The following is a 15417-nucleotide window of genomic DNA, read 5'->3' on the forward strand; positions in this document are numbered from 1 at the left end:
AAGTGATGACTCGATCAAGCGTTACGCGCTATCGCCCTCGTGATCGCCGATCCCGTGCCGACTTTTTCCTGAATGAAGGACTCCAGCTTCCAGTTGGTCCCGTCATCAGACGACCAGAGGAAGAAGTTGGGGTCGCCCATGCTTCCATCAGTCTTGATAGGGTTGATGTAGTATGTCGTTGGCGATACTTGCGCTGCAAACTCATATTGCAGCCAATCGGTATTGCCTGCGCCATACGTAGTACACCATTCATTTGAGGTATTTTGATTGAAGGCATTGGCGGGACTATAAGCGGCACCATATTGACTCGATGCCGATGCGATCCCGCCAGTGGTAAGCAGAAGGTCACCGTCGTACATATCGAAGTTGTAAATATCGACGTATCCGCCACGCCGCTCACGGAACTCCATGCGCCAGAACTTATGCGGCGTACCGTCATAGGTTACGGCACCTGGCTTGATGTTGTAGTTCCAACGATTGGCCGACCCTCCTGCGGGCGGTATCCAAGGTTCCCATGCATCGACCCAAGCAACTCCGTCCGTGGAGTACTGGACCTGCACGGATTTGGGAAAGCGTCCTGGTGCTAAGGAATTTAATCCGATGAGCCTTACATCGACAATGTTCTTTGGCTCTGGAAACTCATATGCGATCCACGAGCCGACGTGCTGGTTTTTAGCACTACCCCATGCGGTATTCCTTAAACCGTCAAACGCAAACTGCGGTGCGTAAGAGCTTGTGTCCCAAGCGCTACTCGCGCTGGCGACACCTGTTGTTGTGTCGAGTGAACTCTCCGTTGGAAACGCACGGAACTCAATTTCAGAGAGTTCGAGGTAGTTGTCGCTGACCGCCCCGTCAGGGAATAGGAGACGCCAGAAGCGATAGCCTTCTGGAGCGGGTGCCTCATTGAAGAATACCGTGTTGATGACGGGCGACGGTGATAGTTCGACCGCCTTCGGCTTTATGATGGCATAAGCATTGACCTTCGAAACCTTTGCGCCTGATGGAGGTTTCAGGACGGCATAAGCGTTCAATTTCGAAACGTCGGAGGTCATACCGTCACTCCAATGCCGAACTGCAGGGCAGTCCCGTTAATGTCCGTTGGCCGCCAAGGTGCGCCCGTCGCCGGGTTCGTCGGCCACAAAGAGCGGAAAGTGGCCCAACCGACATTCAAGGTTTCGGGGATATCCGCGTAATTCTGACCGTCGAGACGGACGAAATTGCTGATCGCAGCCGTCGTGTCTGAAAGAGCATAACTGCTCAAACTGATGCCCGCTATCTCGAAACCAGCCGGTACGTTCCACGACGCGGGCTTGAAGCTCGACTGTGCACTTTCGTCAGCGCTGATCTTGGTGTCGTTGTTGAGTGTCGTTTCATTGATGCCAGCAAAGGTTCCGGAGAACTCAGCAAGATCACCGGCAGCCGCGGGAGCGAGGGTCTTTAATTTCCAACCGAGCGTCGGTTCCGTCGCAATAATCACCTGTGAATACAGCCATCCCCAGGATGACGTGTACGAACCATGACTGAGGCGGAAGTTCGTGAGAGTATATGTCTGTAAGAGCGTGAAATTCTCGGCCCGTACGAGAACTTCATTATTATATAGTTCCACGAGTAGGGAAAGACCATCAACACGGACATGCATGTCCCAAGTACTCAATGTCGATACATTGGGAAGAAAAAAACTATCCGACACGATATACGCGCTCAAGCCGTCATAAACCTGAAGCCGGGCAGTCGATTGCCCCGGATTGGTTTGGACAGTCACCTGAGAATCATTTCTCTCCGGAGACCAAAAGCCCCAAGCCCCATTGAACTGGTTCTGGCTTGCTGTGCCTATTACGCTTACAAAGTGCAACCAGGCTTCAGTCGTGTTGAAAGTTTTCTTGCCTTCTAGCCGCGTTATCGCACGTATTGCTACACGAGAATAGGCAGTTTGCATGTAGGATGAGTGGTCCACGTAGCTGCTTGCAGCTCCTCCGACAAAATTGAAGTCGATGTCTTCGGCTCCGATGAAAAGAAGGGCCATTTGATCAACCTCACAGCGACAGTTTCAGAGAGATGGCAACGTCCGCCAGAGTGCTGTCGACTGTCGCTGGCGCTGAAATGCCGAGCACGTCGCCCGCGACGAAAGTGACACCCGACTCTACGGTAAAAGTGCCGTCGGTGGCACTCGCGGCAAAGTCGACCGTTCCAACGGAGATGCCATTTTTCAGAATCGTGAGGGATTTGGCAGCCGACGGTGCCGTTCCGGCCTTAGCCACGCTACCCACTGCTCCGACCGAGAGCGATGCATCAAACAGCATAGGGTAGTCCAAGAGCTTCTGACTTACGCCATAGGTGCCGGGCACGTACACGCTGACAGCGACAGAGGACGCTCCACCGCCACCACTCGTCACTTCGGACCAATCGCCGTCCCTTCGACCATAGGTTTTGCCGTCCGAGGGGGCGTCAGGAAGGCCCTCGCTGTCTGTCTCATCCACCCACGCCGATCCGTCGAAGTGCGCGAATGACGAAGTGTCAGCCAGCCACGCGCGCCAGCCAGCCTTCGGTGTCAGATACACCCACGCACCGTTGTCGCGGATCGCAATCTTGTTCGCATCGCCGCCGCTCGGCACGATGTAAATCTGACCATCAGTCGGTGATGCGGGAAGGGAGGTGACCTTCGAGAGCACGCCCATCTGCGTTACGGCAGAGAGCATGCGTAGATTGCCGTCCATCCCCGTGTCCCATCCATCCGAACCAGTGAGCCAGAAGCCCGTCAAGCCGAGTCCTGGAAGTTGCCTTTCAGCCATTTCAGCCTCCGTAATTCATGCCATAGGCGAGGCCGTATCCACCTTCGGCGACCTGAACCTTGATTTCGTGACCTTGTAGGGATTCGAGACCCTCACGCTTTGATTGGATGCGAACAATGCCGACCGACTTGCCGCCGAATGATGCTTTCGGCAGATCGAAACTCGTACCGACTAAGCCGTCGTGCGTCGTGATGACGTTGCCCGAGACATCGAGGACTCTAATGGTCGTCGTCTGTCCGCTCTCCGGATTGACCGTTGCTTCATTCCAACGCAGCACCACGGCATCTTCCATCTCGCGGTTACGGTTCGACCAAGTGACAGTGATGCTGGTCGCGTCGACCGCATCTACTAGGCCGTGATCGATGCCATTGATCTTTACGTTTGCCGGACGGCTCGGGAGCCAAGGGCGTTCGGTCAGAACAGCTTCGAGCGTGGGGGCATCCTCGACATTGAGTCTGCCCTTGGAAGTGATCGTCAGCAGCCGGTATTCGACACCCTGGCCGCCAACGCGGATTTCGGCATCCGCGATGATGCTCTCGTCGTCGACGAACCAAATCGGGGTGCCCGCAGCCCATTCCTTCGGCGTCGTGTCGAGCACACCGCGATTGACCGTGATGACGTTGCCGGTGATGTCGGTGACGACGACAAGCTCCATGTTCTCATCGGTCGTGCCGAGAATGCCGAACGAGCCGACGGCGACACCCAACCCCTGCGATAGATCGTTGATTGCGACCGCACTCGTCGGGCCAAACGAAAGAGCAGTGTCGATGTATCCGCGCGAGGTGATTGATAATTGAGCGCCAGCCTGCCAGCCGATCTCACCGGCCGGATTGGCGCCCTCATAAGCGAGAAGGAACTCCTTCGTGTCGCTACCGGGCTGACCGCCGAGAACGGCCGACACGACCTGCGGATAAGTGCCTGTCGCTGTATCTTCGGCCAGATTGCGCACCCAAAAATAAGGCATCGTCATAGCCAATGCCCACACCATCGGTACTGGAGCCTCAGAAGGATCGATCCATTCTGATGAAGGTGGGGTAACATAGTGCGCCTGGGGCAGAGAGAACACGTCTTCCGCAAGCTGGACGCGGATCGCAGAGTCGCTTGTCTTGCCGTAGTCGACGTTACCGACACGCATGACGACTTCATCCATGCCGTGCTCGGGCCAGGTGACCTTCACGACGCTACCGGGCACAACGTCCCATGCGTCGCGGTTGACGATAGCCTCACAGCTGGCGAGAGGGGCTGACGCGACGCGGAGATCGCGCGCAGCTACCATCATAGCCGTATCGGCGTTCCGGATGCCTTTGTAGTCCTTCGGGCTGCTGACTACGCCGCCCTGCATGGCGATGTTGCCGAGATCCTGAATGGTTACAGTCTCGGTCTCCTCGCTCTCAGGATTTGTCCAAGAGACGACTATCTCATTGGTCGTTTCAGCCCAAAGTTTACGGGCGAAGTTCGAAAGTTTAGCGTTGCCCGGATTGATGACGAAGAGACCGTCAGGGCTATAATCCCCTCGAATCAACTTTAAAGTGATTAGGCCGTCGCGCGGATTGACGAATAGCACACCTTCGATGTGGTTGATGATATTAGTTACGAAATTCTCGATTGTTTCTTGCTGCGTCCAGAGCAGCGAGATGCCGAGCTTTTCGTTGAAGAGTGTTTGCGCAGCATCGAGGAAGGACTGGATATTGATCGATTGCGGAGAACCGCCCATTCCCCAATCAGTGTTCGTCAAACATTCGTAGATGATGTGAGCGCCATTGGCGTCATCGCCGATCATAGCGGTAGCGCTATCAAGGCCGCGCGGGCGGCGTTTCACCGTTATCCACGTTCCGGGCAAGTAAGGTGTATTTGCGCGCCAGTAGAAGCCGCCGCTTCCCGTGCCACCGCCACCGAACATACGGATGGCTTCGCCCAATGGCGTCTTAGGTAGCTCGCCATCATTGAAGCCGAGAGCTTGACCGTTGTGGAAGAATATCGACGACAAGCCGCGATATGCGGGGCAGGTGTCTCGCGTCAGCCCCAATTTATTTGCGAGGATTTCGGGGAAGCTCTGGAGAGAGTCGCCCGCAAGATAGGTTGCCGTACCTTGGGCGCCGCCTTCTTTTTTCAACCCTCCGAAGAGCTCGCTCTTATTTATGGCGAGGTCCGTCGACGCGGTGACGCTGCCTGTCCATGCATCCTTCTTGTCGATCTGGATGCGACTGATCTCATCAACGGGCCCAACACAGATGCCGTAGTGAATCGACATATAGTATTGGGTGACTTCCATCTTTGGAGATTTAGAGCCCACGGCGTTTCCTCGTCAATTCGACGGCACGAAGGCCGAGGGCGTCTCCCAACTCGACGAGAGCCGAAGATGCGATGCCGTTCGCCAAAAAGTCTTTGAAATCAAGATTGTGGTCGAGAAACCAGCGGCGAACACCGGAAGCGCACATGCCGCACTTCCGCAGGTCCTCCATGCTGATCACGAGGTCCTCGCTCATGCCTTGATCTTTCTTTTCTGATAACGTTTCTCGCCGTACCAAAGAACGTTGAGCCCCTTGATCGTCATCTTTCCGAAGGCCACAGGCATAGGCTTCCCGGCTTCCGCAGTCGGGTCGTCCATGTCCTGTATTTCGGGGGATGCCTGCTTCGGCTTCGGCATGATCAGGTACGAAACCACCATCAATGCCAAAGCGATAATCAGGCCGAGAAAAAATCCCATTGCTCACCTTAGAATCACTTCTAAAGTGATTATACACGATCAATAGAACTGGTTCGTCAAGCCGATAGGGTTCTTCGTGGGGATAGCGAAGCAGCCACCGAAGTTCTTAATGTTGTTGTGAACGAAGTGGCAGTCAGTCTTCTGATCAAGGCCGATGCCGTTCGCGTTCTTCCAAAGGCCGTGATTGCAGCCGAGAATGACGCGGATCGGGGAACCAGCTTTCAGGTCACGGGTTGTTCCGGAAACGATGAGATGCCGACCGTCACCCACCTGCAGGATGGTGCGAATTTCCGTATCCCCACCCTTGTTCTCCCACTCCACCATTCCATTGACGTACTTTGAGGCTCGCTCGGGTGTGACCCAACCATCGGGGAGGACAATAGTTGTGCCGTTGACAGACTCCACGGTCGCCCCCATCGTCGCTGCGGCCTTCGACGCCTGGCATCGCTCACCATAGAGAGCGTGCGGGCAAGAGTATTGATAGTGGCGTCTCAGGCCGATGCGCTTGAGAGATGTCGAGACCGGCTCACAAGACAGGACAAGCTCGTGCCCGTCTCGTTTGGCGCTCACAACACGGCCGGCGTATGCTACGAGGAACTGCGAGTCCGGATCACTCAGATGCCCTTGATAGATTGTGATGTTGACGACCTGCGATGGCGGATAAACCCGGAAATGTTCGGCGAGGGGGATGTTCAATGTGGCGCGAACTTCGAGCTGCGACTTGTCGAGTGTACCGCTGGCAGTGATCTTGCCGCGCGTGATGGCAATCGGCGTGTACTCGATGCCGCCGTTGATGATAGTCTTTTCGGCATCGGTATAGGCGTAGAACGAGTTCGGTGCCGCACCGTAGCGCACGAGAAATAGATTGGTCGGGCGACCCTTGTAGCGGGTCTTTTCGATTCCGCCGAAGCTCATATTTTATCCTTCCGCATCGTTGTATTCGAGTGTCTTCATATTGAGTGCGAACTGAGCAGCCTCGTCGGTGACGTACTGAATCGTCATGCTGTCTGAGAGGAGGCGCCAAAGTGGCATCCAACAAATCTGCCGAACGTTGTAATCACTCAGCTCGACGGGCCACGGCTCGGTTACCTGTATAATGCTGTCATTCCCGATTGCATCATCGACCTGATAGATGCTCTGCACGTGCCGGAGCAGGTACGAGCCGTCAGCCAGGAAGACGATGAGATCGCGATAAACGGTCCCATTTGTGTAGTCGTCGGCCGTCCCCGCTCCTTCAATACGCAGGTTGCTTGTCGTTGCGGGCGAGGGCAACTTGATCTGGAGGTCTTCTGTAAAGGTCGGCATGAAGAACTCACCCACCTGACCGAATTGCCGACGGAAGAAGTCAGTGTACTCCTTCACGTTACCCACATTGACGCCGAGATACTCGGCTTTATGCAGTCGGTCATTGAAGAGTATCGGCAGATAGTTGTCGATGCGACCCACACCATAATCCACCTGCTCGATAACGGCGGCGAACTCTGGCGAAACGGAGGCTCCCCAATTCGGACGCTTCAGGAAGACTTCTCGCCCGAGATGCGTGACTGATGGAGCCGCGGGATCAGCCCAATCTTCAAGTCCGGGGTCAGCATTAAAACTGAGGCCGACTGTAGCCGTTCTGTTCGTGTGCTGAGTCGCCTGAATGCTGGTAGCAAGGCGGCCGGACAATGCCGAGAACAGCCGTGAGCCGGCGAGCCAATCACCCTCGATCGAGGATGAGAAGGAGACCGTGTTACCGCTGACACCCTCAATCGTGCGAAGAAGCGCTCTCTCACGATCCATGAGGACGACGAGGCTACCTGCTTTGAGCCAGTCAGGTACTACCTCGACGCTCGCGCTACTAAATCCATTGTAGAGCGGGGCAGCTAGTCGCGCTGTTCTGCTGAACTCAGGGACAACCGTGCTGCGCTGCTGCCAGACCGACATATGTCTAATGAAGCGACGGAAGCGTTCCTCATGGACGAGAGAGTTGAATGAGAAGGACTTGCGCGGCGTCTGCCGTAATGCACGGCGCTGTTCTTTACCGGAGTCTGATGTGATGATTTCGCTACGGTATTCGAGGGTTACCTCAAAACCGTTATCCCAATTTGGCGGAAACTCCCACAGCCGCGACCGAATACCAACGGTACGGAGCTTGACAGTTTCGACAGGGAGGAACTGAAATGTGAACTCATCGTCAATGGATGGCTGTCCATTTGCGTCCACCCATACGTCGAAGAACGCACCCCCGAGCGCGTGAAATGTCGTCGGGGGCGTGAGGCCCGACAGAGTGATGGTCGTATCATCGGGCATCGTGATCTGGTTGAGCGTCGTGGGACGAAGATGCGCGTTCCAGACATACACCTGCTTAGAGGTCGTGGCCGTTATAGGTCCGAAGTCCAGCGTCGTCGGCACGAACCAGACGCGCTCATAATAGTCCTCGAAATATGACCGCATCCTTGCGCCGATATAATGGCGTGGCAGGAAGTTGACCGGCTGCTCGATGTGGAACGAACCGTAGCTCGCACCCTGCGTATGCAGCACACCATAATCTCCGACGACGAGACCGTCCGTAGGCTTAATGGTAGTCCGCGCTACAGGAAATGGGACAGATGGAAAAGGGAGCGCACCGGAAACAGTGACCATCAATCCCCCCTATATGCGTAGCCAAGGTAATAGCTGCTCTCACTGACCGGATAACGGTAAGAGTTCGTGGGTCCGCGCGTGTAAAGGTCGTTGGTTTTGCGATGAGCTGCGAAAACATACCACGTCTCACCGCCCACTTCCGCGACGCTCTGAGCTTCCAACTCCTCGATGTTGATCATACGGACGCCAGTCGGGCATCCGATGGGAATGAATCGAGCGTCACCCGTCACCGGCTGAGACACGAGGAGGTTGATTGGGGTCAGGACACTCGCGCCAGCGAGAGCGTTCTTCCCCTTCGCCACGTAGAGGTCGTTGAACGAGTCTCCGAAGCCACCGAGAGCGTCGGTGCCGTCGAAGGCAACCCCCCAATTCTCAACCCCGGTAATTGTCGTGGAACGACGGAAGTGTCGCCATTTATTTGCGTTGTCAGCATGTTCCAAATGGACCCCACCCGAAGCGTCTTGAGACCAAACACTATTGTAACGCCTGAAGAGGTAATGGCAGCCGGGATATGTAGCGCCGCCGTCATCGTACCAAAGGCGAGTATCGTAGACAGTCTGACCAACATTGCCGTTCGAGGAGGCAATTACTTCCCCGCCAGTGTAATTTCCAATCTTCTCCATGAAGCCGAAATAAAGGTGGCGGTAGAGGTTGTAGCCATATTCAACGACGATGGCGATGTATGGCTCAGGCTCAAGTCGGCTGATCAGGAACAATTTCGTCGGCGTCTGTGTCACACCTACGGTCGGGGCGGCGACTGTCGAAAAGATAGGCGAGCGCAGAACAGCCGACTTCGTATTGTAGGGAGGGGTCGCGCACGTCCAGCGCAAACTATGGTTGAGACCGTCGATGTCCGCAGTCAGTTTAAAGGCAAGGCCGCCCGGCCCGGCACCCTCGTAGTTTGGATGGCGAAGCGTGTTCGTGTCAGGTACGTTCCATCCGAGGCTTGACGCAAAGGTAGAGACAATAGCCGGGATGTCTGTGATCGCGTTAATTGAATATTCCTGATAAGCCATCGTTCACTCCAAACGCAGGGCGCAATAGTCCTTCGTCGTTGTGCGGTAGACGTTTTGCACGACGAGGTGGTCTATCGAGTCAATTTCAATGATGTTCTCGGAGGCGTTGCCGACGCCGGGTGCCGCATAAAGACCGTCGAGAACGCCGAAGTTCTGAATGCCGGGGACGCTCTGAATCAGCGTGAAAGGCAGCAGCGCAAAACCGCCGCCGTAATTCTGTGTGATGCGGGAACGGATGTCATCCCAACCGTAGCGGTCGCCGCTATAGGAGTAGCTATTGTAAAGCTTCCATCGATTTGTTCCGTCCGGATCACCTCCATTGACATTGCGAGGGGCAATATTGATGCGGGCGGTGGTATCAACTCCGGCCACGGTCAGCCATTCTCCGGTTGGTGACAGCATCCAAGCGTTAGTATAGGTGCTGGCGTCCCCGTACGTGTTGTAGGGGCCGTAAGGGAAGATGGCGTGGAGGTTCGACTGTGTGCGCCAACTCGTAACAGGCGTTACGCTGCTACCGGAATAATTGTTCGATGAGCCGCCGATGAACATCGGATACGGATATGCGAGCGGGTTCGCGTAGGGCAGGAAAAACCCGGCATAGGCCATCTGATAGACGGTGCTCATGTTCACTACGACGATGAAGCGACGGCCGCTGGCGACGAACCAGTATTTCATCGGCGATCCGTCGAGCCAGATGCGCACTTCCGGCGACATGTTAATATGAGTGTTCCAGGAAGTGGAGTCGGGCAGATAGCCCGTCATACCTCTGATGCGGATATTCTTCGTGTCCGTATCCGCGGTGTCGGTTCGGGCGAGCCCCACATAGATGCTATCAGTAGCTGATGCTCCCGGTCCTTTGAGAACCACGCGAGGCTGAGCGTTTTCCGTATATGTCTTGACGACCTGCCATGCCTCTTGCGCTGCAACAAGCTCTGGATTCGTCGTCAGGAATGCGATGAGCTTGTCCCAAAGATCGATGCTGTTTGCGGCTGTCCCTGATTGAAATGCCATATCGTTACCCCATTGCAGCCTTGAACGCGGCGGGGTTTGCCCGCACGAAGTTCAGGATGGTTTCTTCGCCGATGGCGCTATGCATCGCTTCCGATAGGAAGCTGGCGGCATCGAACATATTGACGATTTTGGTGCGGCCCGACGCCCCGTCGGAGCCTCCCTTGCCGAGGTTCTTCGAGTGGCGAGCGTCCTGTTCAGTGAGCACTTCCTCGCCTACCTCAAGGATCGCTGGAACTTCATTCGGCTTGAGACCAGCAATGCCGCCAGTGTGATAACGGGTGGCGCCAGCAAACCAGCCGGGAGCGACGGTTCGGGAGCCACTGACCGATTGACCTACGATGCCACCCGTGTGAGCGACGATAGACATAATGCCACCAGTAAGAGCTCGGCTGATCGACTGCAGGGCATTGAACATGATCTGCTTCAAGATCATCTTCGCGATTTCCATAAGGAAACTTGCTGCAAACTGACGGAATGCGTTGCCAAGAGCCTGAATAGCGTTCTCGCCGTTAGCGACAGCCTGGGCGAAGGAATCAAAGGCGCTGATGATGCCGCTCTCAAGATTAGAGAAGATGGCCGACTGCATTTCGCCCGCAGTCATCGCCATCTTGCGCATGCCATCGCCGGCCGCGACAATCTTTCCCTTCATCGCTTCGAGCTTGCCAATAGTCGCATCTGCCGTCGCGCCCCCGAGTGCCTGGTGCATGGCGATGGCTTTGTCGATGGCTTCCTGCAGCTTTGTGTTTACGCCAGCGAGCTCGGCATTGACCTCTTTGACCTTCTCGGTGTTACCCTGATCCTGATATGTCTTGCGAGTGGCGAGGAGGGCGTTCCGCTGCTGCTCCAGCAGGTTGACTTCCTTCATCGCCTCTTTGATCTGCTTATTCTCTTCCTTCTCAGCTTTTTTGAGTTGCTGCTTGTCCCACAGAGCCCCCGTCTGCTGACGAATGGTTTCGAGTTCCTCTGCCGAGATTTTCGGGTTCTCGGCCTTGGCATCACGTATGGCCTTCTCGATGGCAGCTTCACGTTCCTTGCCGACGTTCTTTAGATCCTGCTGAGTGATCTCGAACTTCTGGTCTTCGATACGCTTTTTGGTCGCGTCGCCGGCTTTCTTTTCGGCTTCCGCGATTTTTTCCTTCTGCTCAGCGACTTGCTTCACGACCTTCGGATCGTCAGCCCCACTCGCGAAGAGATCAGCTTCACGCTGACGACGCTTTTTGAGAGTCGGTACTTCTTTTCCCTTGGAGGTGGTAACACCATTGCGGATCGCCGCTTCGGCGCCTGCGTAGTCGCCACGATTCAAGGGCGCGAGGATGCCGTCTCGCTTGAGGGAGCCGATGCCCGCATTATAAGCATATGAAACAAGGGCACGAAGCTGGCCGTCGGAAAGGGCAACCTTCACCATCGACTCGATCTGTGCGATCAGCTTGTCCAGATCGCCGATTGCCTGTTTCATCCCCTCGTCTTTGGTGACGTAATCTCCCTGCTGCACGGCCTTGCCGTTCAGTCGGGTGGACCCGTAACCGATGGTCCACGTGCCGTATCCGTCGTCATAAGCCTTGTTGCGGAAACTTTCTTCCTTGAAGATGTCATTGAACATCTCCTTGGAAACCTTTGTATTGCCCGCGATTTCTTTAAAGATTTTCTGATCAGCTTCGGACAATACGGCTTCAACAGCCTGCTTTCCGTAGCGAGCCATCTCGGGCGTAATGTTATTAAATCCAATGGAACCAAACTGAGACTGTATCTCAGTGAGGTCCTTCATTTTCTTCATCTCAGCGGCGAGGCCGGGGATGAATCCTTTGATTTTTTCGAGAGCTTCCTTGTACGCCTCAGCGGACTCCGCACCGGCATCGAAGGCTTTTGCGTTGTCGTCGGCAGCAGCAGTGGCTTCGTCAAGCGGACCTTTCACATCGCTGAGCGTGCCACGCAGTCCGTCTATGCCCTGCCGGGCCTTGTCGGAAGCATCCTGAAGGCGCTCGGCGTTAAGTGAGGCTTCTTCGAGTTGGCGCGCAACTTCGAGTTGGTTGCGCACGAATTCCTTGGCACCATCATCGGACAGTCCGTTATAAATGCGCTCAATTGCTTCACGGTATCGTTTGGCCGTGATCTGTCCGTCGTTCAACTCCCCGCGGAGCTTTTCCAGTTCGTCGCGTTCAGCTGACCATCCGCCCCACCACGATTTCATCGAGGGCGTGACGTTACCGACCAGCTGTGATTTCAGACCAGCAACGGTGTCTTTGGCTTCTTTGAGTTTCCCATCGATCTGGTCAAGAGGGATGCCCTTGAGAGCTTCGGCCCAACTCCGGGTGGCCTCGGGAAGTGACTCGTATTTCTCTACGATGCTATTGACGAAGTTCTTATGCTTCTCAATTGCTTCGGTGGCTTTATCAACTTCCCCGACCCAACTCGCGATGAGTTCGGTAGCAAAATATGTACCCACGGCAATGGCTATGCCGGCAGGGCCGCCAAGTGCCGTCAGTAGCCCCGTGACTGCGACGCGCGCCGCAGCGAGTCCACCGCGAAGAACCGCAAGCGAACCAGCCCACGCACTCGTCATTGCCGACGCAGCTGCCATACGCGCCTGTGACAGATTTGTAGTTGCGGCGTAGACCTTTGTTGCGGTTTCGAGCAGCTTCACCTTCGTTTCGGCGAGGCTCAGATTTCTTACGTAGGAGACTAGGCCGGTGCTGCGGCCGAGGAGACCGAAAAAGCTGTTGGTGCTGCCGAGAGCTACGTTCTGTGCGGTTGCTAGTCCTTTTGTCTCTGCACTCAGCAAGGACATATTACGCGAGGCCGCCACGGCATTGTTCGCGATGCCAGTCAGCCACGAAGCTGCCTTCATCGTGACCAGGATGCGGACGACGTTGAGCACGAGGTCCATATTATCGAAAAGGGCATGCACGATATCGACGACGCCACCGGCAGCTGCGCCCATAGACATGAAGAAGCTTACCGCGTCGTCTGTCTGGAACCATTGGTTCATGTCGCGGAGAAGATCAGTGAAACTCTGGATGAAGCCGCCTTTGGCGAACATCAGCTGAGCCCTGTAGAGGTTATTGCTCAAAAGACCGATCTGTGTCGTCGTGGAACGCAGAGCTTCTGACAACTGCGGGCCGAACCGCTTATTCAGCTCGTCCGCGAACTTGAGCATGGTGTCTTGATTGGCGATCACCTCGCCTTTCTTCATCATGTCGTCGAGTTCGGCCGTCGTGACACCGATCGCGTCCGCCATGATGTTGAACGCACCTGGCAGTTGGTCACCCAACTGACGGCGGAGTTCTTCAGACTGGATTTTACCCTTCGAGATCATTTGCTGGAGGGCAAGGAAGATGAGCGACATCTGCTGCATCGACAGCTTGTTGACGCGCCCGGCCTCTGCGACACGCAGGAAAACCTTGCGGGTTGCTTCCGATTCAAATCCAGCAGCTTTTGTGGCTACAGCAAATTTGGAATACTCATCCGACAAAACATCGAAGCCGATGCCGAGGCGAGCGGCTTGGCGTTCAAGCCAGCCCATCTCATTACGAATGGAGGATGCATTTTGCTCGAATACCGCGCCAAGTCGGTTCTGCGCTGCCTCAAACTTCTGGTAAGCCCCGATGACATTGCCAATGTTGGAGATCGTTCCGTAGAGACCAACATACGCCGTCGACAACGACAGAAGTTCACCGCGAAGGCGTTGAAAAAGGGACATGGCCTGCCGCGATTCACGCGCAGCGCCGCCGAACAGACCACCAGAGCGACTGCTCTGCTGCATACCTTTCATGGCAGAAGCGGCTTCGCGAAATTCCTTCTCAGCCAGATTTGCTGCGGAAGCAAGGTTGCGCAATTGCTGCGCTTCTCCCGCAGTGGAAGCCCCACTGGCAGAGATTTGCGCCTGAAAGCGCTGTACCTCAGATCGAAGGAGCTCATAACGCTTACGGGCAACATCGACTGCATCGGCTTGCTTGCGCATCGACGCCGCCTGCTCGGCGTTAGCAAATCCTCCGGCTCCCGTAGAATAACGCTTAACAGCGGCCTCCAGCGCTTCCGTGCGTTGACGTGCAGCTTCTAGATCTTGACCGACCCGCTTCAACGGGGATGTACTGGCGGCAAATTCAGCGAATGTGGATTTGGCGGTTCCCTGCAAAGCATACAGGGCGGACTGGTTCGCCCTGTATTCAGCCTTGGCGGCGGCTGCTGCCGCAGTCACTTGCTTGAAGGCTGCAACCTGTTCCTGCGTCGGCTGAGCGACACCTCGCATCTCTCTGGCAAGACGCTTCGCTTCTGACTGCAAGGTGCGCCAAGTCTGCTCAGTCTTATCCATCTCGGCGCGTTGCGCACGGAAGGCCGCAGCAGACTTCGGATCGACAAATGCGCCTCCGCCCGTCGAATATCGCTGCATTGCAGCCATAGTGCGTCCGAGGCGTTCTGCCTGCGGAATCAGTGTAGCGAGTGAAGCAGCTAGATCACTTTGTTTCGTGGAGACATTACCGAGGGCAGACGCCGCCCCATCAATGACGGTACGAAGTTGAGCAAATTCATGTTCACCCTTCGCGAGATTGGTGCGCTGGCGACCAAGTGCTACCTCGGCGTCGGAAGCAGCATTCGCAAGCTGGTTCTGGTTTTTCGTAGACTCACGGATTTGCTTGTCGAGGCTCGCGGCCTCTGTCTTCGTCCCGGTATATTCGCCCTTGAGACGCTTGTAGGATTCGACGTTGGCATTGACCGCAGCCTGCGCAGCGTCGAGCGTCGCTTTGGTGGTCGCGATGCCTCCATCGCGACCGGCTGTACCCTCTTTCACCTTGAGGGCATCGTTGTAAGCTTTCCGGGCCTGAGTTAGTTCCTTCTGCGCTTCGGAGTTGCGCAGCGTGGCCTTGCGCGCGGCTTCCATCTCGGAGCGCTGCTGTTTCTGGCGTTCATTGAGAGCCGTGGCCTGCTTTTCGAGTTCCTTAGTGGAAGCAGCAGCTTCGGTTGCAGACTTCGATAGTTCTGCGAATTTTGCTTCGGCTCCGCTGACGCCCTGCTTGAGATTGCCGACGGCGCTGCCAGCACGATCGAGGAAGCCCGCAACCTTGTCGAGGGCACCGAGCGCGGACACTTGCGAATTGAGTTTCTGGAACTCTTGCCCCAAACGACCGATCAGGTCGTCCGTTTTTGCTGCGGACGACCCAACCTTCTTTTGGGATTTTTCGAGGTCATTAAGAGCGCTACTGACGGATTCAATCGTGCGGGTCGCTTCGTTCTTTGCCCGAATAATGAGTTTTACGTCGCGATCTGCCATTCC

11 protein-coding genes are annotated in these 15417 nt (G+C 55.7%); all 11 read right to left on the reverse strand.

What is annotated here, in order from left to right:
* Window positions 1-14: 14 nt before the first annotated feature.
* From ABDF71_RS21845 to ABDF71_RS21895, 11 genes are read right to left on the reverse strand one after another with little or no spacing between them, the layout of a single operon-like run.
* The gene (locus ABDF71_RS21845; protein WP_500061777.1) at window positions 15-1052 is read right to left on the reverse strand and encodes a discoidin domain-containing protein; all 1038 of its coding nucleotides are present in this window, start codon (window positions 1050-1052) and stop codon (window positions 15-17) included.
* The gene (locus ABDF71_RS21850; protein WP_500061778.1) at window positions 1049-2023 is read right to left on the reverse strand and encodes a hypothetical protein; all 975 of its coding nucleotides are present in this window, start codon (window positions 2021-2023) and stop codon (window positions 1049-1051) included. Before ABDF71_RS21850 ends, ABDF71_RS21845 begins: the two co-directional genes overlap by 4 nt.
* A gap of 10 nt (window positions 2024-2033) precedes the next feature.
* Complete coding sequence (locus ABDF71_RS21855) at window positions 2034-2789, reverse strand: DUF2793 domain-containing protein (RefSeq protein ID WP_500061779.1); 756 nt, start codon at window positions 2787-2789, stop codon at window positions 2034-2036.
* Between the two features lies 1 nt (window position 2790).
* A complete protein-coding gene (locus ABDF71_RS21860; RefSeq protein WP_500061780.1) occupies window positions 2791-5082 on the reverse strand; it encodes a phage tail protein in 2292 nt (763 codons plus the stop codon).
* Complete coding sequence (locus ABDF71_RS21865) at window positions 5072-5275, reverse strand: hypothetical protein (protein ID WP_500061781.1); 204 nt, start codon at window positions 5273-5275, stop codon at window positions 5072-5074. Before ABDF71_RS21865 ends, ABDF71_RS21860 begins: the two co-directional genes overlap by 11 nt.
* A complete protein-coding gene (locus ABDF71_RS21870) occupies window positions 5272-5496 on the reverse strand; it encodes a hypothetical protein (protein WP_500061782.1) in 225 nt (74 codons plus the stop codon). The genes ABDF71_RS21865 and ABDF71_RS21870 overlap by 4 nt, the downstream gene beginning before the upstream one ends.
* Before the next feature lie 39 nt (window positions 5497-5535).
* Window positions 5536-6411 carry a hypothetical protein gene (locus tag ABDF71_RS21875; protein ID WP_500061783.1) on the reverse strand — a complete coding sequence of 292 codons (876 nt, stop codon included), beginning with the start codon at window positions 6409-6411 and terminating at the stop codon, window positions 5536-5538.
* Between the two features lie 3 nt (window positions 6412-6414).
* Window positions 6415-8121 (reverse strand): hypothetical protein, encoded by a 1707-nt coding sequence (locus ABDF71_RS21880; protein WP_500061784.1) that lies wholly within the window; start codon window positions 8119-8121, stop codon window positions 6415-6417.
* Complete coding sequence (locus tag ABDF71_RS21885) at window positions 8121-9137, reverse strand: hypothetical protein (RefSeq protein WP_500061785.1); 1017 nt, start codon at window positions 9135-9137, stop codon at window positions 8121-8123. Before ABDF71_RS21885 ends, ABDF71_RS21880 begins: the two co-directional genes overlap by 1 nt.
* Before the next feature lie 3 nt (window positions 9138-9140).
* Window positions 9141-10148 carry a hypothetical protein gene (locus ABDF71_RS21890; RefSeq protein ID WP_500061786.1) on the reverse strand — a complete coding sequence of 336 codons (1008 nt, stop codon included), beginning with the start codon at window positions 10146-10148 and terminating at the stop codon, window positions 9141-9143.
* 4 nt (window positions 10149-10152) lie between these two features.
* On the reverse strand, window positions 10153-15414 hold the full coding sequence (locus ABDF71_RS21895) for a glycoside hydrolase family protein (RefSeq protein WP_500061787.1): 5262 nt from the start codon (window positions 15412-15414) through the stop codon (window positions 10153-10155).
* Between the last annotated feature and the right edge of the window lie 3 nt (window positions 15415-15417).

The organism is Ochrobactrum sp. WV_118_8 (assembly GCF_039631535.1).
GTDB classification, from domain to species: Bacteria; Pseudomonadota; Alphaproteobacteria; order Rhizobiales; family Rhizobiaceae; genus Brucella; species Brucella anthropi.

Excerpts from the sequence above, each read along its gene's own strand:
- ABDF71_RS21845 (WP_500061777.1), bottom strand. The coding sequence starts at position 1,052 with ATGACCTCCGACGTTTCGAAATTGAACGCTTATGCCGTCCTGAAACCT.
- ABDF71_RS21880 (WP_500061784.1), bottom strand. The coding sequence starts at position 8,121 with ATGGTCACTGTTTCCGGTGCGCTCCCTTTTCCATCTGTCCCATTTCCT.
- ABDF71_RS21865 (WP_500061781.1), bottom strand. The coding sequence starts at position 5,275 with ATGAGCGAGGACCTCGTGATCAGCATGGAGGACCTGCGGAAGTGCGGC.
- ABDF71_RS21890 (WP_500061786.1), bottom strand. The coding sequence starts at position 10,148 with ATGGCATTTCAATCAGGGACAGCCGCAAACAGCATCGATCTTTGGGAC.
- ABDF71_RS21850 (WP_500061778.1), bottom strand. The coding sequence starts at position 2,023 with ATGGCCCTTCTTTTCATCGGAGCCGAAGACATCGACTTCAATTTTGTC.
- ABDF71_RS21885 (WP_500061785.1), bottom strand. The coding sequence starts at position 9,137 with ATGGCTTATCAGGAATATTCAATTAACGCGATCACAGACATCCCGGCT.
- ABDF71_RS21875 (WP_500061783.1), bottom strand. The coding sequence starts at position 6,411 with ATGAGCTTCGGCGGAATCGAAAAGACCCGCTACAAGGGTCGCCCGACC.
- ABDF71_RS21895 (WP_500061787.1), bottom strand. The coding sequence starts at position 15,414 with ATGGCAGATCGCGACGTAAAACTCATTATTCGGGCAAAGAACGAAGCG.
- ABDF71_RS21855 (WP_500061779.1), bottom strand. The coding sequence starts at position 2,789 with ATGGCTGAAAGGCAACTTCCAGGACTCGGCTTGACGGGCTTCTGGCTC.
- ABDF71_RS21870 (WP_500061782.1), bottom strand. The coding sequence starts at position 5,496 with ATGGGATTTTTTCTCGGCCTGATTATCGCTTTGGCATTGATGGTGGTT.